Genomic DNA, 21,946 nt, shown 5'->3' on the forward strand with positions numbered 1-21,946 from the left:
TCGCGTGTGGGTGTGAGACTTCTTTAAAAGTAGATGAGAATTACTATAAATTGCACACACTCAAACTGCCATCATCGATGGGCTGTCTTCTTTAGCACTCAAGGATCTGATGCCGTCTCCACCGGGCGGCCGGGAGTCATGTTGGAAAACTACTATCGCGAGCTGGTGTGTTTCCTCAACGCCAAGCTGGGCAACCGTCAGGTCGCCGAGGATGTGGTGCATGACGCTTATGTCCGGGTGCTCGAGCGCTCCAGTGACACGCCGATCGAGCAGCCCCGCGCGTTTCTGTACCGCACCGCACTCAACCTGGTGATCGACGGCCATCGGCGCAACGCCCTGCGCCAGGCTGAACCCCTGGACGTGCTCGACAGCGAAGAGCGCTTCGCCGCTTGCTCGCCCCACACCAGCCACGACCAGGGCCAGCGTCTGGAGATGCTTGAACGCGCCCTGGCCGAGTTGCCTGCGGTCTGTCGCGACAGCTTCCTGTTGCGCAAGCTCGACGGCCTGTCCCACCTACAGATCGCTGAACGCCTGTGCATTTCCCGCAGCCTCGTGGAAAAACACATCGTCAACGCCATGAAGCACTGCCGGGTGCGCATGCGCGAGTGGGAAGCGCACTGATCGGCGAGTTAGTTAAATTTTATTTCACTGTCCTCGTTTCCTATCAACACACGGCCTGTTGTTCAGGCCTTGAAGGTATTCCCGCCCCAATCGCCAAGGGGCTTATCCAGAGGACACTGGAATGACACAGGCAATTGCTTCGCCCGCGGTTCACGACCTGATCGGTATCGGTTTCGGCCCTTCGAACCTGGCGCTGGCCATCGCCCTGCAGGAGCGTGAAAAGGCCCAGGGCAAACTGGACGTGCTGTTTCTCGACAAGCAGGCCGACTACCGCTGGCACGGCAATACCCTGGTGACCCAGAGCGAATTGCAGATCTCGTTCCTCAAGGACCTGGTCACCCTGCGCAACCCCACTAGCCCTTATTCCTTCGTCAACTACCTCAAGGCCCACGACCGTCTGGTGGATTTCATCAACCTGGGCACCTTCTACCCCTGCCGCATGGAGTACAACGACTACCTGCGCTGGGTTGCCGGGCAGTTCCAGGACCAGGCCCGCTATGGCGAGGAAGTGCTGGCCATCGAGCCGATCCTGCACCAGCAACAGGTGGAAGCCTTGCGCGTGATTTCCCGCGATGCCCTGGGCGAACAGCATGTGCGCACCACCCGCTCGGTGGTGGTCAGCGCCGGGGGCACGCCGCGCATTCCCGAAGCCTTCAAGGCCCTCAAGGATGACGGCCGAGTGTTCCACCACTCCCAATACCTGGCACGCATGGCCACCCAGCCGTGTGTCGACGGCAAGGCGATGCGCATCGCGATCATCGGCGGCGGCCAGAGCGCGGCCGAGGCCTTTATCGACCTGAATGACAGCTTCCCGTCAGTGCAGGTCGACATGATCCTGCGCGGTTCGGCGCTCAAGCCGGCCGATGACAGCCCATTCGTCAATGAAGTGTTCTCGCCGGCTTTTACCGACCTGGTGTTCCAGCAGGTGGGTGCCGAGCGTGAGCGCCTGGTCGCCGAGTACCAGAACACCAACTATTCGGTGGTGGACCTGGACCTGATCGAGCGCATCTATGGCATTTTCTATCGCCAGAAAGTTTCCGGCATTGCCCGCCAGGCCTTCCGCACCATGACCGTGGTCGAGAAAGCCAGCGCCGGCCCGCTGGGCATCGAACTGGCCCTGCGCAACAACGCCACCGGCGAAACCAGCGTGAGCCACTACGACGCCGTGGTGCTGGCCACCGGTTACGAGCGCCAGATGCACCGCGAACTGCTGGCGCCGCTGGAAGCCTACATGGGCGACTTCGAAGTGGCGCGCGACTACCGCATCGTCACCGACGAGCGCTGCAAGGCGGGCATCTACATCCAGGGCTTCAGCCAGGCCAGCCACGGCCTGAGCGACACCTTGCTGTCGGTGCTGCCGATCCGCGCGGATGAGATCGCCGCGTCGCTGTTCGAGCACGACCGCAGCCGTGGCAAGGGGCGCTCGGTGCAGGATCTGCTGCTCGCCACGGCCAGCTGATATTTGGTTGCTATTACCTAACCCCTTGTAGGCGCCCGGCTTGTCGAATCGTCGCCGGCAAGCCGGGCTCCTACAGGTCGTCATTCCAGGCTGGCATTTGCGGGGGCTCGCTGATACTGTACAAAAAACCAGTATCGGTAGCCCTCCATGCAATTGATCGAAAAACTCAGCATCCTTGCCGACGCCGCCAAGTACGACGCTTCGTGCGCCAGCAGTGGTGCGCCCAAGCGCAGTTCCGAGGGCAAGGCGGGGCTGGGTTCCACCGATGGCATGGGCATCTGCCACAGCTACACGCCCGACGGGCGCTGCGTCTCGCTGCTCAAGGTGCTGCTCACCAACTTCTGTCTCTACGACTGCCAATACTGCGTCAACCGCCGCTCCAGCGACGTGCCCCGTGCACGCTTCAGCCCGGAGGAGGTGGTCACCCTGACCCTGGATTTCTACCGGCGCAATTGCGTCAGCGGGCTGTTTCTCAGTTCCGGCATCATCCGCTCGTCCGACTACACCATGGAACAACTGGTGCGCGTCGCGAAACTGTTGCGCGAAGAGCACGACTTTCGTGGCTACATCCACCTCAAGACCATTCCTGACGCCGACCCGGCACTGATCGCCGAAGCGGGGCGTTATGCCGACCGCCTGAGCGTGAACATCGAACTGCCCACCGAGGCCAGCCTGCGGACCCTGGCGCCGGAAAAAAAGATCGTGTCGATCAAGCAGGCCATGCAGACCATCTACACCGGCGAGCAAACGGTGCGCAACGAACCGCGTGCCCCGCGGTTTGCCCCGGCCGGGCAGAGCACCCAATTGATCGTGGGTGCCGACGACACCGACGACAGCACCATCCTCCACGGTGCCGAGGCGCTGTACGGCAACTTCAAGTTGCGCCGGGTGTATTACTCGGCGTTCAGTCCCATCCCCAACAGCCCCAAAAGCGTGCCCCTGGCCGCGCCGCCACTGATGCGCGAGCACCGTTTGTACCAGGCCGATTTCCTGCTGCGCAGCTACGGGTTCAGTGCCAATGAACTGTTCGAAGGCCCCGGCCACCTGGCCCTGGACATCGACCCCAAGCTGGCCTGGGCGCTGGAACACCGTGAAGTCTTCCCGCTGGACCTGAACCGTGCCGAGCCCACCTTGATCGCCCGTATTCCAGGCATTGGCCTGCGCACCACCCAGCGCCTGGTCGACCTGCGCCGCGAACGCAAGATCCGCTTCGAAGACCTGGCCCGCATGCGCTGTGTATTGGCCAAGGCCAAGCCGTTTTTCATCACCAGCGACTACCACCCGCAACAGGCCGACAGCACCAGCGTGCTGCTGCGCGAACAACTGCGCGACCGTCCGCAGCCGCAGCAAATGGGCTTGTGGGGATGATCAGCCTGGAATGCGACAACCTGTTCAGCACGTGGCGCGACCAGGCGCGCTGGCTGCTCAGCCATCAGGTGGACCCCAGCCAGGTCAGTTGGGGGGAAGTGCAGGCGGCGGACCTGTTTGCCACTGATGAGCCCATTCCCGCCGGGCTCGGGCCGTTCCAGACGCGGGTGCCCAAGGCACTGCTGGAGTTGCTGGAGTCCGCCGCCTGCTACCACGGCGACCAGCGCTGGAGCCTGTTGTATGAAGTACTGTGGCGCGTCAGCCATGGCGACCGCACTGCGATGTTGGCCGGTGACAAGCTGGGCAGTGAATTGCAGCGGCGTATCAAGCAGGTGAGTCGCGAAGCGCACCACTTGCATGCGTTTGTACGGTTTGTCGCGCTGCCAGCCGAGGCGGGCCCTGAGTTACCGGAATACGTGGCATGGCATGAGCCGGCGCACGACATCCTCAAGTCTGCCAGCCAGCATTTCGTCGGGCGCATGGGGCGCCACCGCTGGATGATCGCCACGCCGCTGGACGGGGTGTATTACGACGGCGAACAGATGATTCACCAGCGCAAGTGCCCCGAAGCCTGGCAGCAATTGGCGCAGAACATCGAGGACCCCCACAGTGACATGTGGCTGACCTACTACAGCCACATCTTCAACCCGGCGCGCTTGAACCCCAAGGTCATGGAAGGGCATTTGCCCAGCCGGTTCTGGAAGAATTTGCCGGAGGGCAAGTTGATCCCGGGGTTGATCACCGAGGCGCGGATGGGCAAGCAGAAAGATGGCCAGGCCACGTTGATTGGCGCCAAGCCTGGCAAAAAAATCGCAAGTGGGCACAGTTAGAAATGTGGGATCTCCATTGTTTTGGAGGATGGGTTTCAGGTCAGCTCGGTGGCAGTGTTCTTGACCACCGCCAACTCCGGATGCGCCACCAACTTGTCAATGTGCAATTCGTCATTGTTCAACCAGGTCTCCGTCAGCACCCGGTAGTGCTCCATGTCGCGGCAGCGCATGCGCAGGCTGTAGTCGAACGGCCCGCTGATCAACTGGCACTCGAACACCTGCGGGCAGGCCTTGACGCACGCCTCGAAGGCTTTTTGCGCCGAGCGCCCGCTCTGGTTGGACAAGGCCACCAACACCAATAGCGACAACCCGGGCGAGACCATCTGCACGTCGATGATCGCGCCATACCCGCGAATCACCCCGCGCCGCTCCAGTTTGCGCACCCGTTCCAGGCACGGCCTGGGGGTCAGGTGCACCAGCGACGAAAGCTTTTCGTAGGTGATACGCCCCTGGTGGCGCAGCACGTCGATGATCGCCTCATCGATGCGATCCAGCGCAGGGGAGGAGTGGGGTCCGTTGGCCTTGGTATCCATGAGTTCACTTCAAACGGTTGGAAAGAAATTGCTGCAAGCGCTCGCTGCCGGGGTGGTCGAGGATCGCGGCGTTGCCTTGTTCCTCGACCCGGCCCTGATGCAGGAACAGCACTTGGCTGGACACCTGGCGGGCAAAGCCCATCTCGTGGGTGACCATCAGCATGGTACGACCTTCCTCGGCCAACGTCTGTATGACTTTGAGAACTTCTCCTACAAGTTCTGGGTCCAGCGCTGACGTCGGTTCATCGAACAGGATGATCTCCGGCTCCATTGCCAGGGCGCGGGCAATCGCCACCCGCTGCTGTTGGCCCCCCGACAGGAACGCTGGGTATTGGTCCGCCACGCGGCCGGGCAAACCCACCTTGTCGAGGTACAGGCGCGCGCGTTGTTCCGCCTCGGCGGCGCTCACGCCCAACACCCGGCGCGGGGCCATGGTGATGTTTTCCAGCACAGTCATGTGGCTCCACAGGTTGAAATGCTGGAACACCATGGCCAGGCGCGTGCGCAGGTTCTGCAGTTGGGCCTGATGCGGCGCGCGGGTCCCGGCGCGGCCTTGCTGCATTTCAATGCTGATGCCGTCCAGGGTGATCACCCCGGCATCGGGTTGTTCAAGAAAGTTGATGCAGCGCAGCATCGTGCTTTTGCCGGAACCGCTGGCGCCGATCAGGCTGATCACATCGCCTTGGCGTGCGTTCAGCGACACGCCCTTGAGCACCTCGTGCTCGCCGTAGCGTTTGTGGATGCCCTCGACTTGCAGCTTGATCGCTGCGGTGGCGGGTGTGGCAACGGGGAGGTCGACGGGATAGGCGGCCAGGGCCTGCGCGGACTGATTCATGGGTTAGCCTCGGGTAGGAACAAGAAAACGCATCCAGCGACGTTCGGCCAGTCGAAACAGGCCCACCAGTGCAAAGGACAGCAGCATGTACAGCAGGGCGGCGATACCGAAGGCCTGGAACGTCAGGAACGTCTCGGCATTCGCATCGCGGGCCACCTTGAGGATGTCGGCGACGGTGGCGGTAAACGCCAGCGAGGTGGCGTGCAGCATCAGGATCATTTCGTTGCTGTAGGCCGGCAACGCACGGCGCAGCGCGGCCGGTACCACTACAAACAGGTTCAGGCGCCAGCCGTGCAGGCCATAAGCGCGCGCCGCTTCGATTTCGCCGTGGGGGATATTGCGGATCGCTCCGGCAAAGATCTCCACGGTGTAGGCGCAGGTGTTCAGCACAAAGGCCAGCAATGTGCAGTTCAGTGCATTGCGGAAAAACTGGTTGAGCAGGACGTTGTCCTGCACCAGTTCCAGGCTGTACAGCCCGGTGTAGCAGATCAGCAATTGGATATACAGCGGCGTGCCGCGAAACAGGTAGGTGTAGACCTCCACCGGCCAGCGCAGCCAGAAGTGCGGCGAGACGCGGGCCAAGGCCAAGGGGATCGACAGGCAGAACCCCAGGACCACCGAAACAATGAACAGCCACAAGGTCATGGCAACGCCTGACAACCCTGCGCCATCGCTGAACAAGTAAGCCAGGCCGTATTGCTGGAACAGTTCGATCATCGCGCCATCCCCTTGATGCCCAGGTTGTAGCGCCGCTCCAGGCGCTTGAAAATGCGATTGGAGAGGGTGGTGATCACCAGGTACACCAGGCCCGCAAGGATCAGGAAATACAGCGGTTCATTGGTGCTCTTGCCGGCGTTCTGCGCCGCCTTGACCAGGTCCGACAGGCCGATGATCGACACCAGCGCCGTGGACTTGAGCAGCACCAGCCAGTTGTTGCCCAGGCCCGGTAGGGCGAAGCGCATCAACTGCGGGAACAGCACCAGGTGAAAACGCTGCCAGCGGCTCAGGCCATAGGCGGTGGCGGCTTCCAGCTGGCCGGCGGGTACACTGAGGATCGCCCCACGGAAGTTCTCGGTGAAATACGCGCCGTAGATAAAGCCCAGGGTCACGACGCCAGCGGTGAAAGGGTCGATTTCAAAGTAGTCCCAGCCGAACGTTTCGCTCAGGTCGTTGAGCCACAATTGCAGGCTGTAGAAAATCAGCAGGATCAGCACCAGGTCCGGCACGCTGCGGATCAGCGTGGTGTACAGGGTGGCCGGCACCCGCAGCCATTTCACGCTGGACAGCTTGGCACCCGCGGCGATCAGGCCCAGGGCAAGGCTCAGGGCCAGCGCGAGGAACGCCAGCTTGAGCGTCATCCAGGCACCGTGGGCGAGCATCGGGCCGTAGCCTTGCAAGTTGAGGAGTTCGTTCATGGTGGGTATCTCTCAAGGACGCAGACGACCTTTGTAGGAGCCGGCTTGCTGTGGCGAGGGAGCTTGCTCCCGCTCGACAGCGCAGCTGGAGCCGGCTTTTTTGGGGCTGCTTCGCACCCCAGCGGGAGCAAGCGCCCTCGCCACAAAAGCCGGCTCCTACAGGGTGAGGCGTTGGGATCACTCGTTGTAGATGTCTTGATCGCCGAAGTACTTCTTCTGGATCTGCGCGTAGGTGCCATCGGCCTGCACGGCGGCGATGCCCTTGTTGATCAGCGCGCGCAATGCCTGGTCGTTCTTGCGCAGGCCCATGGCAATGTCCAGGGGCAAGGTCGGGTCCTTGAAGGCGGGGCCGGTCTTGTAGTCGGCGCCTTCAGGCTTGGACAGGAAGTTGAGCTGGGCTTCGAGCTTGTCGGTCAGGGTGGCGTCGAGGCGGCCGTTTTGCAGGTCGGCGTAGTTTTGCTCCTGGGACTGGTACGCCTTGATCTGCGCCCCCAGCTTGGCCAGGTGGGCACGGGCGTAGGCTTCTTGCAGCGAGCCTTGCAGCACGCCCACTTGTTTGCCTTTCAACGATTCCGGCGTGTCACCGAAGTCAGCGCTCTTGCGGGTGATCACCGAGGTCGGGCTGAGGAACAGGCGGTCGCTGAAGTCGATGACTTTTTCCCGCGCCGGGGTCACGGCCATGGACGACATGATCGCGTCGAACTTGCGTGCCCGCAGGGCCGGGATCATGCCGTCGAATTCGTTGTGCACCCAGGTGCACTTGACCTCAAGCTTGGCGCAGATCGCGTTGCCCAGCTCGATATCGAAGCCTTGCAGGCTGCCGTCGGCGGCCACGGATTCGAAGGGTGGGTATTCGGGGAATACGCCGAAGCGGATTTCTTTCCAATCCTGGGCGTGAGCGGCGCTGGCGCAGAGTGGCAACAGCAACGCGGCGAAGAGTGATCGCAGTGGAGTCATGGGTTGTCCCTATATGTTGTAATTGATGTCAGGGCATTGAATCGCTGGGCACAGAGAATGCTTCATGATGGTGCGTTTTTTGTGTCGTTTACCCCGTGCATAAAGCGCGAATTGCGCTGTTGAACCGTGCAATGCAGCGGAATCGGCTGCTGCACGTGCTGAATCGGCTTTTTGTCGGTTGAATTCTGGCCGGCCCTGGTCGCAAAGGGGCAGGCCAGAGCGGTCTCAGGCGCGCTTTTTGTGCTGTGCGCGGGGCTGTTGGGCCAGTCGTGCGAACAAATCTTTTGGATCGGCCAGCGCCGGCACCAGCTCCAGGGTGCTGCCCACGTCCAGCGCTTTGGCCTCGTCCAGCACATAGCGCAGCGCCGAGTAATCTTCGATGGCAAACCCCACCGAGTCGAACAGGGTGACCTGGCGCGCGTTCTCGCGGCCAGGCTGCTGGCCATTGATGACTTGCCACAATTCGGTCACCGGCGAGTCTTCCGGCATGTGCTGGATTTCACCCTCAATGCGGCTTTGCGGTTCGTACTCGACGATCACCCGGGCGCGTTCGACGATACGTCGGTCCAGCTCGGTCTTGCCCGGGCAGTCACCGCCCACGGCGTTGAGGTGCATGCCGGGTTCGATCATCTCGTCGGTGAGGATGGTGGCGTAGGCCTTGTCGGCCGTGACGGTGGTGACGATATCGGCGCCCTTGACCGCCTCGGCCACGCTGCCGGCCAGGATCACCTTGATGGCCGGGAAGGCCTTGAGGTTGGCGGCCAGCTTGGCGGTGGCCTTGGCGTCGATATCGAACAGGCGGATCTCATTGATGCCGAGCATGGCGTGGAAGGCCAGCGCCTGGAATTCACTTTGCGAGCCATTGCCGATCAACGCCATGCTGCGGCTGTTGTCACGGGCCAGGTAACGGGCGACCAGGGCCGAGGTGGCGGCGGTGCGGATCGCGGTGGTCAGGGTCATTTCTGCCAGCAGCACCGGTTCGCCGGTGTCCACATCGCCCAGGGCGCCGAAGGCCATCACGGTGAGCATGCCGGCCAAGGTGTTTTTCGGGTGGCCGTTGACGTACTTGAAGGCGTACAGCGAGGCGTCCGACACCGGCATCAACTCGATCACGCCGTCCGGCGAATGGTTGGCCAGGCGTGCGCATTTCTCGAAATCCTGCCAGCGCAGGTAGTCGGCGCGGATGTACTCGGCCATCTCGGTGATGCAGGTCTGCAGGCCTTTTTGCGAGACCAGGTAGCTGAGGTCGTTGACGTCGATATAGCGGGTCATGGCAAGACTCCTTGATTTATTGGAAGGTGGCGCGGACGGGCAGGTGCACTTCCGCCAGCATGCAGCGGGCACTGCCGCCGCCGATGCGTTCGATGTTGTCGATGTTCACCACCACCGGGCGGGTGTGGCGCTCCACGTGCTGGCGCTGCGCGGGCTGCAGGGCGCCCCAGGCGCTGGCGGACATCACCAGCAGTGGCTGGCCGTCGCGGTCGTGGACTTCAAGCATGTTGCCGGCGAAGGCTTCGAGCTGGTCGAAGTCCAGGCCGAGGATGTCTTTGCCGGTGTCGCGCAGGGAGCGTTCCAGGGTCAGGCGCTCGCTGTCGTCAGGCAGGGCCTGCAGGCACACCACCGAGAGGTCGCGGCCGACGCTCATCATCACGTTGCTGTGATAGATCGGTGCGTGATGGCGGTCGACGGCGTGGAACACGCAGAGCTGGTAGTCGAGGCGTTCGGCGAACTGGCGCAGGGCGTCGTGGTGGGTGCGCCCGGAGTGGCAGGCGTAACTGATGCGGTGCTGACGGTCGAGCACCATGCTGCCGGTGCCTTCGAGAAAGATGTTCTGTTGTTCCAGGTGGCTCAGGTCAATGGTGCTGTTGATCGCAAAGCGTTGCTCCAGCACCTGCAGCACGCCTTTGTGGCGTTCCAGTCGTCGGTTCTGGCCTTCCATCGGGTACAGCACCAGGCTGCCGTCGGCGTGGCTGCTCCACCAGTTGTTGGGGAAGATCGAGTCAGGGGTGTGGGGGGCCGGCGTGTCTTGCACCACCAACACTTCCACGCCGTGGCTGCGCAGGGTGTCGACATAGCCGTCGAACTCTTCCAGCGCTTTCTGCTGTGCACTGAGCGGGTCCTGGGGCGGGCGCTGGAAACGGTTGTTGATCGCGGTGTCCGGGTTGAAGGCAAAGCGCGCCGGGCGAATCATCAAGACGGTGTTGGTGGTTTGCATGGGTGCACGAATCCATGAGGTTGAGCTGTGCGCTTATTTTGTGGCTTGTGCCGGATGAATCCCGGCTGAAACAGTGGGGCGGTTCAGCCGGGAAAGCTGAAAAGGGCAGTGGCGCAGCCGAATCGGCTGTCGATCTGAAATGCTTTCAAATGTGGGAGCTGGCTTGCCTGCGATAGCGGTGTATCAGCAACAGATGCTTCGACTGACAGACCGCTATCGCAGGCAAGCCAGCTCCCACATTAGTATGGGGATGGTTTTGATATCTGTTTCTGCAAGGAGCCCTGCATGTCGACTGCCGTTCGTCTCGCCCAACCCACCGATGCTGAAGGCATCAGCCAGGTCATCCTGGCCGCCCTGCACAGCAGCAATGCGCGGGATTACCCGGCCGAGGTGATCGCCCGCGTCGCGAGCAACTTCACGCCTGACGCGGTATTGGCGTTGCTCACGCGGCGGCTGGTACTGGTGGCGGTGCAGGGCCAGGCGATCGTGGCCACGGCCGCCCTGGACAGCAACGTGGTGCGCTCGGTGTTCGTCAATCCCGATTTGCAGGGGCAGGGCATTGGCCGCCTGTTGATGATCGAGCTCGAACTGCGCGCCCGTGAGGCCGGGGTGACGGTGCTGAGTGTGCCGTCATCGCTGACGGCCGAGCCGTTCTACACCAAGCTGGGGTTTCACACCGTGCGCGACGTGTACCACGGCAATGAGCGCACGCTGGTGATGGAAAAGGCGCTGTCGTCCCGCCATCCCATCGGCCCGTATCGCGACCGACAGCACCGTACGCAGGTGGTGGCGTTGTGGCAGGAGGCGTTTGGCTATGACACCGCCCACAACCTGCCGAGCCTGGCGATCGACAAGAAGCTGGCGGTCAACGATGGGCTGTTCTTTGTGGCGACGGATAAAAAGGCCGTGATCGGCACGATACTCGCCGGGTACGACGGTCATCGTGGCTGGTTGTATTCGGTGGCGGTGCACGCCGATTATCGGCGCCAGGGGCTGGGCGCCTCACTGGTGCGGCATGCGGAGCAGGCACTGATTGCGCTGGGCTGCATGAAGATCAACCTGCAGATCACCAGTGGCAATGAGGCGGTGGTGGGGTTCTATGGAGCGCTGGGGTATGGGGTGGAGCCGAGGATCAGCATGGGCAAGAAGATTGCCCAGAACATTCCGGCCCAACCTTGAGAACACTGAAAACAAATGTGGGAGCTGGCTTGCCTGCGATGGCGGTGTGTCAGTCACTGTAAATGTTGACTGATACACCGCCATCGCAGGCAAGCCAGCTCCCACAGGTTTTGTGGTGTTGCCGGGCGTGGAGCGCTGGGCTTAGACCTTGACGATCCAACCCGCTGGCGCTTCAACGTCGCCGGTCTGCACGCCAGTCAGCTCTTTGTAGAGCTTCTGGGTGATCGGGCCCACTTCGGTCTCGCTGTGGAACACGTGCAGCTTGCCGTTGTACTGGATGCCGCCGATTGGCGAGATCACCGCAGCGGTACCGCAAGCGCCGGCTTCCTTGAACTGGTCCAGTTTGTCGATGAACACTTCGCCCTCGACCACTTCCAGGCCCAGGCGGGTCTGGGCCAGTTCGATCAGCGACAGGCGGGTGATGCCTGGCAGCACCGAAGGCGACTTCGGCGTGATGAACTTATTGTCGTGGGTGATCCCGAAGAAGTTGGCCGAACCGACTTCTTCGATTTTCGAGTGGGTCATCGGGTCCAGGTAGATCGCGTCGGCGAAACCGGATTTCTTCGCTTCTGAGCCCGGCATCAGGCTGGCGGCGTAGTTGCCACCGACCTTGGCGGCACCGGTGCCCTGTGGCGCAGCGCGGTCGAAGCTGGAGATCTGGAAGTTGTGCGGCACCAGGCCGCCCTTGAAGTAGGCGCCAACCGGGATCGCAAACACCGAGAAGATGAATTCCGGTGCGGTGCGCACGCCGATGTTGTCACCGGTGCCGATCACGAACGGGCGCAGGTACAGCGCGCCGCCACTGCCGTACGGCGGGATGAAGCGCTCGTTGGCCGCGACCACTTTTTTGCAGGCTTCGATGAAGTCTTCGGTCGACACGTGCGGCATCAGCAGGCGGGCGCAGCTGCGCTGCATGCGGGCGGCGTTCTGGTCCGGACGGAACAGGTTGATCGAACCGTCCTTGCAACGGTAGGCCTTGAGGCCTTCGAAGCACTGCTGGCCATAGTGCAGGGCGGTGGAGCCCTCGCTGATGTGCAGCACATTGTCGTCGGTCAGGGTGCCTTCTTGCCATTCGCCGTTTTTCCAGACCTGGAGAAACCGCTTGTCGGTCTTGATGTAGTCAAAACCCAGCTTGTCCCAATTGATGCTTTCGTTACCCATGACACCCTCTATCTCTGGTCAACCGCCTGGTCGAAGGCAGGCTTGTCGGTTTTTTTCTGGATGGGCGCAACAATACTTCATTCTGGCTTTATGTGGGAGCGGGCTTGCTCGCGAAAGCGGTGTGTCAGTCATCCGATTTATTGACTGATCCACCGCTTTCGCGAGCAAGCCCGCTCCCACAAGGACCGCGGTTTTACAGGTGCAACGCGTGGCCCAACGCCCGCAGCGCGGCTTCCAGCACCGCCTCGCCAAGCGTCGGGTGGGCGTGGATGGTGCCCGCCACATCCTCCAGGCGCGAGCCCATTTCCAGGCTCAGGCCAAACGCGGTGGACAGCTCCGAGACGCCCACCCCCACGGCTTGCCAGCCGACGATCAGGTGGTTGTCACGGCGCGCCACCACCCGCACGAAGCCGGTTTTCGATTCCAGGGTCATCGCCCGGCCATTGGCCGCAAACGGGAAACTCGAAACGATGCAATCCAGTCCGGCAGCCTTGGCCTCGTCCGGGGTCTTGCCGACCACCACCACTTCCGGGTCGGTAAAACACACGGCGGGGATCGCGGCCGGGTTGAATTCGCGGGCTTGACCGCTGATCAGCTCGGCGACCATTTCGCCCTGGGCCATGGCGCGGTGCGCCAGCATCGGCTCGCCGCTCAGGTCGCCGATGGCATACACGTTGCGCATGCTGGTCTGGCAACGGCTGTCGATCTTGATCGCCGCACCGTTCATCTCAAGGTTCAGCGCTTCAAGGTTCCAGCCCTGGGTATTGGGTTTGCGGCCCACGGCCACCAGCACTTGGTCGGTTTCCAGCGACAGCGTGTCGCCATTCGGATCGCGCACTTGCAACTGCGAGTCGGCAAAGCCCGTCACGCTGTGCTTGAGGTACAGCTTCACCCCCAGTTGCTTGAGGGACTCGGCCACCGGCGCCGTCAGCTCGGCATCGTAGGCCGGCAGGACGCGATCCTGCGCCTCGACCACACTGACTTCGGCGCCCAGTTTGCGGTAGGCAATGCCCAGTTCCAGGCCGATATAGCCGCCGCCCACCACCACCAGGCGCTTGGGCACGCTCGTGGGCGCCAGGGCTTCGGTGGACGAGATGATCGGCCCGCCAATCGGCAGCATCGGCAGGTTGACGCTTTTCGAGCCGGTGGCCAGCAGCAGGTGTTCGCAGGTGATGCGCTGGTCGCCGACGTCGACGGTCTTGCCGTCCACCACCTTGGCCCAGCCGTGGATCACCTGCACCTTGTGCTTCTTGAGCAATGCCGAAACGCCGGTGGTCAGGCGGTCGACGATACCGTCCTTCCATTCCACGCTCTTGCGGATGTCCAGGGTCGGCACATCCACTTCGATGCCCAGTTTGGAGCCTTGGCTGTGGTGCACGGTTTGCTGGAACTGCTCGGCCACATGGATCAGGGCCTTGGACGGAATGCAGCCGATATTCAGGCAGGTGCCGCCCAGTGCCTGGCCTTCCACCAGGATGGTCGGGATGCCCAGTTGGCCGGCGCGGATCGCCGCCACATAACCGCCAGGGCCGCCGCCGATGATCAGCAGCGTGGTGTTCAAAGTCTGCGTCATGCCTTACTCCAGGAACAAGCTGGCGGGTTGTTCGAGCAGGCCGCGAATGGCCTGGATGAATTGCGCCGCGTCCATGCCGTCGACCACGCGGTGATCGAACGAGCTGGAGAGGTTCATCATCTTGCGCACCACGATCTGGCCCTTGATCACCATCGGCCGCTCAACGATACGGTTGACGCCGACGATGGCCACTTCCGGCAGGTTCAGCACCGGCGTGCTGACGATGCCGCCCAAGGCGCCCAAGCTGGTCAGGGTGATGGTCGAGCCCGACAGTTCGTCGCGGCTGGCCTTGCCATTGCGCGCGGCGGTGGCCAAGCGTGCGATTTCCTCGGCATTGCCCCACAGGCTACGGGCTTCGGCGTGACGCACCACGGGCACCATCAAGCCGACGTCGCTCTGGGTGGCGACGCCCACATGCACCGCGCCAAGACGGGTGATGACCTGGGCTTCGTCGTCATAGCGCGCATTGATCTGCGGGAAGTCCCGCAACGCCACGACCATGGCGCGCACGATGAACGGCAGCAGGGTCAGCTTGCCGCGTGTAGCGCCGTGTTTCTCGTTGAGGTGCACGCGCAGCTCGTCGAGGGCGGTGACGTCGATCTCTTCCACGTAGCTGAAATGCGCGGCGCGCCGCGTGGCGTCCTGCATGCGCTGGGCGATCTTGCGGCGCATGCCGATCACCGGGATCTGTTCTTCGGTGTTGCGCTCGGCGTAAGGGTTGGCGGCTGTGGACGCTTTCGTCGTGCCTTGTTGCAGATAGGCGTCGAGGTCTTCGTGCAGGATTCGCCCGGCCGGGCCGGACCCCTGCACCAGGCGCAACTGAATGCCGGCGTCCAGTGCGTGTTTGCGCACGGCCGGGGAGGCCAGGGGGCGCTCGTCGGCTGCACGCGCCACCGGTGCCTGGGCTGCGATAACCGGCGCCGGTGTGCTTTCAACCGCCACCGGCGCGGGCTTGGCTTCGACCACCGGTGCGGCCTTCGGCGCTTCCTTCACGGCGGGGGCTTCCTTGGCGTTGCCGGCGCCTTCCACTTCGATGCTGATCAGAATACTGCCCACGGCCATGACTTCACCCGGCTCGCCGCCGAGGGAAATCACCTTGCCGTGCACGGGCGAGGGAATGTCCACCATCGCCTTGTCGGTCATGACATCCGCCAGTACCTGGTCTTCGACGACCATGTCGCCGACCTTTACATGCCACACCGACAATTCAACTTCCGCAATGCCTTCGCCAATGTCCGGCATCTTGATAACGTGCGTGCCCATTCAGACCTCCATGACCCGTTTCAACGCCGCGCCCACTCGGGACGGCCCTGGGAAATACGCCCACTCCTGCGCGTGCGGGTAGGGGGTGTCCCAGCCGGTGACGCGTTCGATCGGCGCTTCCAGGTGGTGGAAGCAATGCTCTTGCACCAGCGACACCAGCTCGGCCCCAAAACCGCAGGTGCGCGTGGCTTCATGCACCACCACGCAACGGCCGGTCTTTTTCACCGACTTGACGATGGTGTCCAGGTCCAGCGGCCACAGGCTGCGTAGGTCGATGACCTCGGCGTCGATGCCGGTTTCTTCGGCCGCCACTTGCGACACATACACGGTGGTGCCGTAGGTCAGCACGGTCACGGCTGAGCCTGGGCGCACGATGGCGGCCACGTCCAGCGGCACGGTGTAGTAGCCGTCCGGGACTTGGGCTTGCGGGTGTTTCGACCAGGGCGTTACCGGCCGGTCGTGGTGGCCGTCGAACGGGCCGTTGTACAGGCGCTTGGGCTCCAGGAAGATCACCGGGTCATCGTTTTCGATGGAGGCGATCAGCAGGCCCTTGGCGTCATAGGGGTTCGACGGCATGACGGTGCGCAGGCCGCAGACTTGGGTAAACACCGCCTCGATGCTCTGGCTGTGGGTCTGGCCGCCGTAGATGCCGCCGCCGCAGGGCATGCGCATGGTCAGCGGCGCGGTGAACTGGCCGGCCGAGCGATAACGCAGGCGCGCCGCTTCGGAGATGATCTGGTCGGTGGCGGGGTAGACGTAGTCGGCAAACTGGATTTCGGCCACCGGGCGCAGGCCATAGGCGCCCATGCCTACGGCGACGCCGACGATGCCGCTTTCGGAGATCGGGGCGTCGAATACCCGCGAGCTGCCGTACTTGTTCTGCAAGCCTTCGGTGCAACGGAACACGCCGCCGAAGTAACCCACGTCCTGGCCGAACACCACCACGTTGTCGTCACGTTCGAGCATCACATCCATGGCCGAGCGCAGGGCCTGGATCATGGTCATGGTGGTGGTGGTCATGGCGGTTTCCACTTCAATACTGTTGTTGTGATCGTTCATGTCAGATCCCCAACTCTTGACGCTGGCGCTTCAAGTGCTCCGGCATCTCTTTATAGACGTCTTCGAACATGGTCGCGGCGCTTGGAATCTGGCCACCGGCCAGGGTGCCGTACTGTTCGGCTTCTTTCTGCGCAGCGATCACTTCGGCTTCCAGTTCGGCACTGACCGCCGCGTGTTCCTCTTCGGACCACTGGCCAATCTTGATCAGGTGCTGCTTGAGGCGTGCAATCGGGTCGCCCAAGGGGAAGTGACTCCAGTCGTCGGCGGGGCGGTACTTGGACGGATCATCGGAGGTGGAATGCGGGCCGGCGCGGTAGGTGACCCACTCGATCAGTGTCGGGCCCAGGTTGCGGCGCGCACGCTCGGCGGCCCAGGCGGAGGCTGCGTACACCGCGATAAAGTCGTTGCCGTCCACGCGCAGGGAGGCGATGCCGCAACCAACGCCGCGTCCGGCGAAGGTGGTGGCTTCACCACCGGCAATGGCCTGGAAGGTGGAGATGGCCCACTGGTTGTTGACCACGTTGAGGATCACCGGCGCGCGGTACACGTGGGCGAAGGTGAGGGCGGTGTGGAAGTCGGATTCGGCAGTGGCGCCGTCGCCGATCCAGGCCGAGGCGATCTTGGTATCGCCCTTGATCGCCGAGGCCATGCCCCAGCCCACGCCTTGTACGAATTGGGTGGCGAGGTTACCGGAAATAGTGAAGAAGCCGGCGTCCTTGACCGAATACATGATCGGCAACTGACGCCCCTTGAGCGGGTCGCGCTCGTTGGACAGCAGTTGGCAGATCAGGTCCACCAGCGGCACGTCGCGGGCCATCAGGATGCTTTGCTGGCGGTAGGTGGGGAAGCACATGTCGTCGATGTTCAAGGCCAGGGCCTGGGCGCTGCCGATGGCTTCTTCGCCCAGGCTCTGCATGTAGAACGACATTTTTTTCTGGCGCTGGGCGACCACCATGCGGTTGTCGAAAATGCGCGTCTTGAGCATGGCGCGCATGCCGCGGCGCATGATCTCGACGGAGACGCCTTCGGCCCACGGCCCCAGGGCCTGGCCCTGGTCGTCGAGCACGCGGATCAGGCCCTTGGCCAGGTCGGCGGTGTCGGCGGGTTCTACGTCGATGGCGGGTTTGCGCACGGTACCGGCGTCGGTCAGGCGCAGGTACGTGAAGTCGGTCTTGCAGCCTGGGCGGCCCGAGGGTTCGGGAACGTGCAGGCGCAGTGGTTCGTACTGCTGGGTCATGGCTTTCTACGCTCTATCTTGTGAATTTCTTGTAGTGGGCGCGCTAGCTGACAGTCAGTCCCTGGGTAAGGGAAATCTTGTCCTACAACAATCATAGGCGGGGCGTAGAAGAATATTTATCTGTGTTTCATTGCGCTCAGGATCATTTGCGGATAAAAAAACTGCATAAACATAATAAACAGGTGATTTTGTCTCATGCGCAAACTGGACCGTACCGATATCGGCATTCTCAACGCCCTGCAGGAGAACGCCCGCATCACCAACGCCGACCTGGCGCGTTCGGTGAACCTGTCGCCCACGCCGTGTTTCAACCGGGTGAAGGCGATGGAGGAATTGGGGCTGATCCGTGACCAGGTCACCTTGCTCGACGCCGACCTGCTCGGACTGCACGTCAACGTATTCATCCATGTCAGCCTGGAGAAACAGAACGAGCTTGCGCTGCAGCAATTCGAAGGCGCAATTGCCGACCGGCCGGAAGTGATGGAGTGCTACCTGATGGCGGGCGACCCGGACTACCTGATCCGGGTGCTGGTGCCGACGATCCAGTCGCTGGAGCGGTTCATGATGGACTTTTTGACCAAGGTGCCGGGGGTGGCGAATATTCGGTCGAGCTTTGCGTTGAAGCAGGTGCGCTATAAAACGGCGCTGCCGTTGCCGGCCAATGGCATCAATCTAGGTCAGTGACGTGCCTTACTTTGTAGTGAGCGGGCTTGCCCCGCGCTGGGTGGCGGAGCCGCCCCAAAAACCAACAACTCGGTATTTCTGACGCACTGCGGCGTACTGGTTTGGGGGCGGCTTCGCCACCTGGCGCGGGGCAAGCCCGCTCACTACAAATTCAGCATGTCAGAGCCTGTTGAGGGGGATTTTGAGGTAGACGACGCCGTTGTCTTCCGCCGGCGGCATATTTCCCGCCCGCACATTCACCTGGATCGCCGGCAGCAACAGCGTCGGCATGCCCAACCCGGCGTCCCGTTGGGTACGCATTTCGACAAACGCTGCTTCATTCACACCGTCATGCACGTGGATATTCCCCGCGCGTTGTTCCGCAACAGTGGTCAGGCATTTCGCCGTGCGGCCTTCGGGCGGGTAGTCATGGCAAACGTACAGTTCGGTTTCCAACGGGAACGCCAGCAACTTACGCATTGACGCATACAGCTGCCGCGCATCGCCGCCCGGGAAGTCACAGCGCGCCGTGCCCACATCCGGCATGAACAGCGTGTCACCCACCAGGATCAACCGGTCGTCGATCAAGTAAGCCATGTCGGCCGGCGTATGCCCGGGCACATGCAGCGCCTGGGCCTTCAGGTTGCCGATATGAAACACCTCATCCGGCGCAAACAAGTGATCGAACTGCGAGCCATCCACGCGAAATTCCGGCTCCAGGTTGAACAGGTTCTTGAACACACCCTGCACGGTGCTGATGGACTGGCCGATGGCAATCTTGCCGCCCAGGGTGCGCCGCAAATACGGCGCGGCAGACAGGTGGTCGGCGTGAGCGTGGGTTTCCAGCAGCCATTGCACCTGCAAGTGATGTTCACGGACAAAGGCGATGACCTTGTCGGCCTGGGCCGTGTCGGTACGCCCGGAAGCCGGGTCGTAGTTGAGCACCGAGTCGACGATGGCACAGGGGCCACCGTCGGCTTCATAGATGATGTAGGTGTAGGTCGACGATGCCTCGTCCAAAAAAGCGTGAATCAACGCGGGCATGGCGGCTGTCCCCAATTGAAGAAAAAAGTCGTTACAATCAGTTTACGTTTACACATAATGTTTTGAGCTTAAGTGACAAAAAGGACCCGAGGCAAATGGAATCTACTCTGAGTGAAGGCGAAGTCGCCCAACTGCGCGCGTCGGCGTCCAAGGCCTGTTCCTTGCTCAAGGCGCTGGCCAATGAAGACCGTTTGTTGATCCTCTGCCAGTTGACCCAGGGCGAGCGCAACGTCGGCGAGCTGGAAACCATGACCGGCGTGCGCCAGCCCACACTGTCCCAACAGTTGGGCATCCTGCGCGACGAAGGGTTGGTCGCCACCCGTCGGGAAGGCAAATACATCTTCTACGGGCTGGCCAGCCATGAAGTGATTCAAGTGATGAAGACCCTGTCCGGCCTGTACTGCGGCGCGGTGATTAAAAGCTGGGCGTGACGCCATCCGGCAGCGACCCTTGTGTGCATTGAATAAAAAAGGCGATAGACCATGACCGACCAACACTGGGGCCCAACCATCAGTGGCGACATCGTAGTCATCGGCGGCGGCTCGGCAGGCATCGGCCTGCTGGCCAGCCTGCTCAAGCGCGACCCCCACCTGAACATCACCCTCATCGAACCCAGCGACCACCACAGCTACCAGCCCGCCTGGACGTTAGTGGGTGGTGGCGCCTACGACGTGAAGAAGACCCGTCGCCCATTGGCGGATGTGCTGCCCAACGGCGTGACCTGGATACAGGCCGCGGTCACCGAAATCCTGGCCGATGAGCAGACGTTGGTGCTCGACAGCGGCCAGCGCGTCAGCTGGAAAAACCTGGTGGTGTGCCCGGGCCTGCGCCTGGCCTGGGAGAAAATCGAGGGCCTGCAGGACACCCTCGGGCGCAACGGCGTCACCTCCAACTACAGTTACGAACACGCCGCCTACACCTGGCAACTGGTGCAGCAGCTCAAGGGTGGCAAGGCGATCTTTACCCAGCCGGCCATGCCGATCAAATGCGCGGGCGCGCCGCAAAAGGCGCTGTACCTCTCCTGCGATCACTGGCTCAAGCAGGGCGTCCTGAACAACATCGATGTCGAATTCAACCTGGCGGGTGCCGCGCTGTTCGGCGTGCCGACCTTTGTGCCGCCGTTGATGAAGTACGTTGAAAAGTACAACGCCCGCCTGGTGTTCAATGCCAACCTGGTCAAGGTCGACGGCCCGGCGCGCAGGGCCTGGTTCGAGGTGAAGGACGCCGAGGGCAACGTCACTGTTCAAGAGAAAAGCTTCGACCTGCTGCACGTGGTCCCGCCGCAGGTTTCCCCGGACTTCATCCGCCACAGTGCGTTGGCCGACGCGGCCGGCTGGTGCGAGGTCAACCCCCACAGCCTGCAGCACCTGCGTTACCCGCACATCTTCGGCCTGGGCGATGTGTGCGGCACCACCAACGCCAAGACCGCCGCCGCCGTGCGCAAGCAGATCGTGGTGGTCGCCGAAAACCTGCTGGCCCTGCGCAAACAGGCGCCGCTGCCCCTCAAGTACGACGGTTATGGCTCCTGCCCGCTGACGGTGGAGAAGGGCAAGGTGGTGCTGGCCGAGTTCGGCTATGGTGGCAAGCTGCTGCCGACTTTCCCTCTGGACCCGACCCAGGCACGCCGTTCGATGTGGTTCCTCAAGGCGACGCTGCTGCCGTGGTTCTACTGGAACGGCATGCTCAAGGGCCGCGAGTGGCTGACCCGCCTGAGCAAGGTGGACTGAATGCTGCTGGCCAGTGTGTTGGGTATCTTGATGGGCCTGGTCATGGGCCTGACCGGTGCCGGCGGCGGCATCCTCGGCGTGCCGGCGCTGGTACTGGGCTTGGGCCTGAGCATGACCCAGGCCGCACCGGTGTCGCTGCTCGCCGTGGGTGCGGCGGCAGCGGTGGGGGCCGTCGACGGCTTGCGCCATGGCCTGGTGCGCTATCGCGCGGCGTTGCTGATCGCGGTGTTGGGCGGGTTGTTTTCGCCGGTGGGGGTGTTTTTCGCTCACCAATTGCCGGAATACCTGCTGATGGGCCTGTTCAGCGCGCTGATGGTGCTGGTGGCCTGGCGCATGTTGCAGCGCGAAAAGACCGAGGCCGGGCCCAGTGACCATGGCGCCGCGTCCTGGGGGCAGAAGAACTGCATGCTCAACCAGCAGACCGGGCGCCTGGCCTGGACCGCCAAATGCACGGCCACCCTGGCGGCGCTCGGCGCCGTGACCGGTGCCGTGTCGGGCCTGCTCGGCGTGGGCGGGGGCTTTCTGATCGTGCCGGCATTCAAGCAGCTCACCGACGTGCAGATGCGCGGCATTGTCGCCACCTCGTTGATGGTGATCAGCCTGATCTCGTTGATCGGTGTGGCGGGCGCGTTCCATGCCGGTGTGCGCATCGAACCGGTGGGGTGGATGTTCATTGGCGCCAGCATCGTCGGCATGCTCGCCGGTCGGCGCCTGTGCGCGTTGATCCCCACGCGCACCCTGCAAGTCGGCTTTGCCGGCCTGTGTGTGCTGGTGGCGGCGGGCATGTTGATCAAGGCCGCTCTCTGA

Annotated in this window: 22 protein-coding genes; 9 read left to right on the plus strand and 13 right to left on the minus strand. The window is 62.6% G+C overall.

From position 1 onward, the window contains the following. The first annotated feature begins 138 nt into the window (after positions 1-138). The 4 genes from ACVWVP_RS21870 (at position 139) to ACVWVP_RS21885 (ending at position 4,278) form a co-directional block, all read left to right on the plus strand. On the plus strand, positions 139-621 hold the full coding sequence (locus tag ACVWVP_RS21870) for a sigma-70 family RNA polymerase sigma factor (protein ID WP_178924171.1): 483 nt from the start codon (positions 139-141) through the stop codon (positions 619-621). Positions 622-742: 121 nt separating this feature from the next. Further along, positions 743-2,080, plus strand: a complete 1,338-nt coding sequence (locus tag ACVWVP_RS21875; RefSeq protein WP_178924169.1) for a lysine N(6)-hydroxylase/L-ornithine N(5)-oxygenase family protein — start codon at positions 743-745, stop codon at positions 2,078-2,080. 147 nt (positions 2,081-2,227) lie between these two features. Next, positions 2,228-3,448: a putative DNA modification/repair radical SAM protein gene (locus ACVWVP_RS21880; RefSeq protein ID WP_457407988.1), complete on the plus strand. Its 1,221-nt coding sequence runs from the start codon at positions 2,228-2,230 to the stop codon at positions 3,446-3,448. Continuing rightward, positions 3,445-4,278, plus strand: a complete 834-nt coding sequence (locus ACVWVP_RS21885; RefSeq protein ID WP_457407989.1) for a TIGR03915 family putative DNA repair protein — start codon at positions 3,445-3,447, stop codon at positions 4,276-4,278. The genes ACVWVP_RS21880 and ACVWVP_RS21885 overlap by 4 nt, the downstream gene beginning before the upstream one ends. Before the next feature lie 35 nt (positions 4,279-4,313). Here ACVWVP_RS21885 and ACVWVP_RS21890 read toward each other — a convergent pair whose 3' ends face one another. From ACVWVP_RS21890 to ctlX, 7 genes are all read right to left on the minus strand, one after another. Next, positions 4,314-4,811: an Lrp/AsnC family transcriptional regulator gene (locus tag ACVWVP_RS21890; RefSeq protein ID WP_071487193.1), complete on the minus strand. Its 498-nt coding sequence runs from the start codon at positions 4,809-4,811 to the stop codon at positions 4,314-4,316. Positions 4,812-4,815: 4 nt separating this feature from the next. Beyond that, positions 4,816-5,646, minus strand: a complete 831-nt coding sequence (locus ACVWVP_RS21895; RefSeq protein ID WP_178924164.1) for an ABC transporter ATP-binding protein — start codon at positions 5,644-5,646, stop codon at positions 4,816-4,818. A gap of 3 nt (positions 5,647-5,649) precedes the next feature. Further along, positions 5,650-6,363: an ABC transporter permease gene (locus tag ACVWVP_RS21900; protein ID WP_178924163.1), complete on the minus strand. Its 714-nt coding sequence runs from the start codon at positions 6,361-6,363 to the stop codon at positions 5,650-5,652. Then, positions 6,360-7,061, minus strand: a complete 702-nt coding sequence (locus tag ACVWVP_RS21905) for an ABC transporter permease (RefSeq protein WP_178924161.1) — start codon at positions 7,059-7,061, stop codon at positions 6,360-6,362. The genes ACVWVP_RS21900 and ACVWVP_RS21905 overlap by 4 nt, the downstream gene beginning before the upstream one ends. A 177-nt stretch (positions 7,062-7,238) precedes the next feature. After that, entirely contained in the window at positions 7,239-8,018 is a 780-nt protein-coding gene (locus tag ACVWVP_RS21910) for an ABC transporter substrate-binding protein (protein WP_178924159.1), read from the minus strand. Positions 8,019-8,243: 225 nt separating this feature from the next. Continuing rightward, complete coding sequence (locus ACVWVP_RS21915) at positions 8,244-9,290, minus strand: ornithine cyclodeaminase (protein WP_457407994.1); 1,047 nt, start codon at positions 9,288-9,290, stop codon at positions 8,244-8,246. A 16-nt stretch (positions 9,291-9,306) separates the two neighbouring features. Further along, the gene (gene ctlX, locus ACVWVP_RS21920) at positions 9,307-10,233 is read right to left on the minus strand and encodes a citrulline utilization hydrolase CtlX (protein WP_178924155.1); all 927 of its coding nucleotides are present in this window, start codon (positions 10,231-10,233) and stop codon (positions 9,307-9,309) included. A gap of 285 nt (positions 10,234-10,518) precedes the next feature. On the opposite strand from ctlX, the gene ACVWVP_RS21925 reads away from it, so the two are divergent. Further along, entirely contained in the window at positions 10,519-11,412 is an 894-nt protein-coding gene (locus ACVWVP_RS21925; RefSeq protein ID WP_457407997.1) for a GNAT family acetyltransferase, read from the plus strand. Positions 11,413-11,553: 141 nt separating this feature from the next. Here ACVWVP_RS21925 and ACVWVP_RS21930 read toward each other — a convergent pair whose 3' ends face one another. The 5 genes from ACVWVP_RS21930 to ACVWVP_RS21950 all read right to left on the minus strand — a co-directional run bounded on the left by ACVWVP_RS21930 (position 11,554) and on the right by ACVWVP_RS21950 (position 17,705). Beyond that, on the minus strand, positions 11,554-12,573 hold the full coding sequence (locus ACVWVP_RS21930) for a branched-chain amino acid aminotransferase (RefSeq protein ID WP_176998934.1): 1,020 nt from the start codon (positions 12,571-12,573) through the stop codon (positions 11,554-11,556). Positions 12,574-12,766: 193 nt separating this feature from the next. Then, complete coding sequence (gene lpdA, locus ACVWVP_RS21935) at positions 12,767-14,146, minus strand: dihydrolipoyl dehydrogenase (RefSeq protein WP_457407999.1); 1,380 nt, start codon at positions 14,144-14,146, stop codon at positions 12,767-12,769. Positions 14,147-14,149: 3 nt separating this feature from the next. Continuing rightward, positions 14,150-15,409, minus strand: a complete 1,260-nt coding sequence (locus tag ACVWVP_RS21940; protein WP_178920896.1) for a dihydrolipoamide acetyltransferase family protein — start codon at positions 15,407-15,409, stop codon at positions 14,150-14,152. Next, on the minus strand, positions 15,410-16,468 hold the full coding sequence (locus tag ACVWVP_RS21945; protein ID WP_176998931.1) for an alpha-ketoacid dehydrogenase subunit beta: 1,059 nt from the start codon (positions 16,466-16,468) through the stop codon (positions 15,410-15,412). A 1-nt stretch (position 16,469) separates the two neighbouring features. After that, positions 16,470-17,705 (minus strand): 3-methyl-2-oxobutanoate dehydrogenase (2-methylpropanoyl-transferring) subunit alpha, encoded by a 1,236-nt coding sequence (locus tag ACVWVP_RS21950; protein WP_259175374.1) that lies wholly within the window; start codon positions 17,703-17,705, stop codon positions 16,470-16,472. A gap of 195 nt (positions 17,706-17,900) precedes the next feature. On the opposite strand from ACVWVP_RS21950, the gene bkdR reads away from it, so the two are divergent. Further along, positions 17,901-18,389 (plus strand): Bkd operon transcriptional regulator BkdR, encoded by a 489-nt coding sequence (bkdR, locus tag ACVWVP_RS21955; RefSeq protein ID WP_178920892.1) that lies wholly within the window; start codon positions 17,901-17,903, stop codon positions 18,387-18,389. 159 nt (positions 18,390-18,548) lie between these two features. Here the strand turns inward: bkdR and ACVWVP_RS21960 are convergent, their stop codons facing one another. Continuing rightward, on the minus strand, positions 18,549-19,412 hold the full coding sequence (locus ACVWVP_RS21960) for an MBL fold metallo-hydrolase (protein WP_178920890.1): 864 nt from the start codon (positions 19,410-19,412) through the stop codon (positions 18,549-18,551). A 95-nt stretch (positions 19,413-19,507) separates the two neighbouring features. Here ACVWVP_RS21960 and ACVWVP_RS21965 point away from each other — a divergent pair, with 95 nt between their 5' ends. Genes ACVWVP_RS21965 through ACVWVP_RS21975 form a run of 3 tightly spaced genes read left to right on the plus strand, consistent with a single transcriptional unit; the run spans position 19,508 to position 21,946 of the window. Then, on the plus strand, positions 19,508-19,843 hold the full coding sequence (locus tag ACVWVP_RS21965) for an ArsR/SmtB family transcription factor (protein ID WP_017136253.1): 336 nt from the start codon (positions 19,508-19,510) through the stop codon (positions 19,841-19,843). A 51-nt stretch (positions 19,844-19,894) separates the two neighbouring features. Continuing rightward, positions 19,895-21,139: an NAD(P)/FAD-dependent oxidoreductase gene (locus ACVWVP_RS21970; RefSeq protein WP_178920888.1), complete on the plus strand. Its 1,245-nt coding sequence runs from the start codon at positions 19,895-19,897 to the stop codon at positions 21,137-21,139. Beyond that, entirely contained in the window at positions 21,140-21,946 is an 807-nt protein-coding gene (locus tag ACVWVP_RS21975) for a sulfite exporter TauE/SafE family protein (protein ID WP_178920886.1), read from the plus strand. It begins immediately after the preceding gene.

It is taken from the genome of Pseudomonas sp. TE24901, assembly GCF_054058375.1.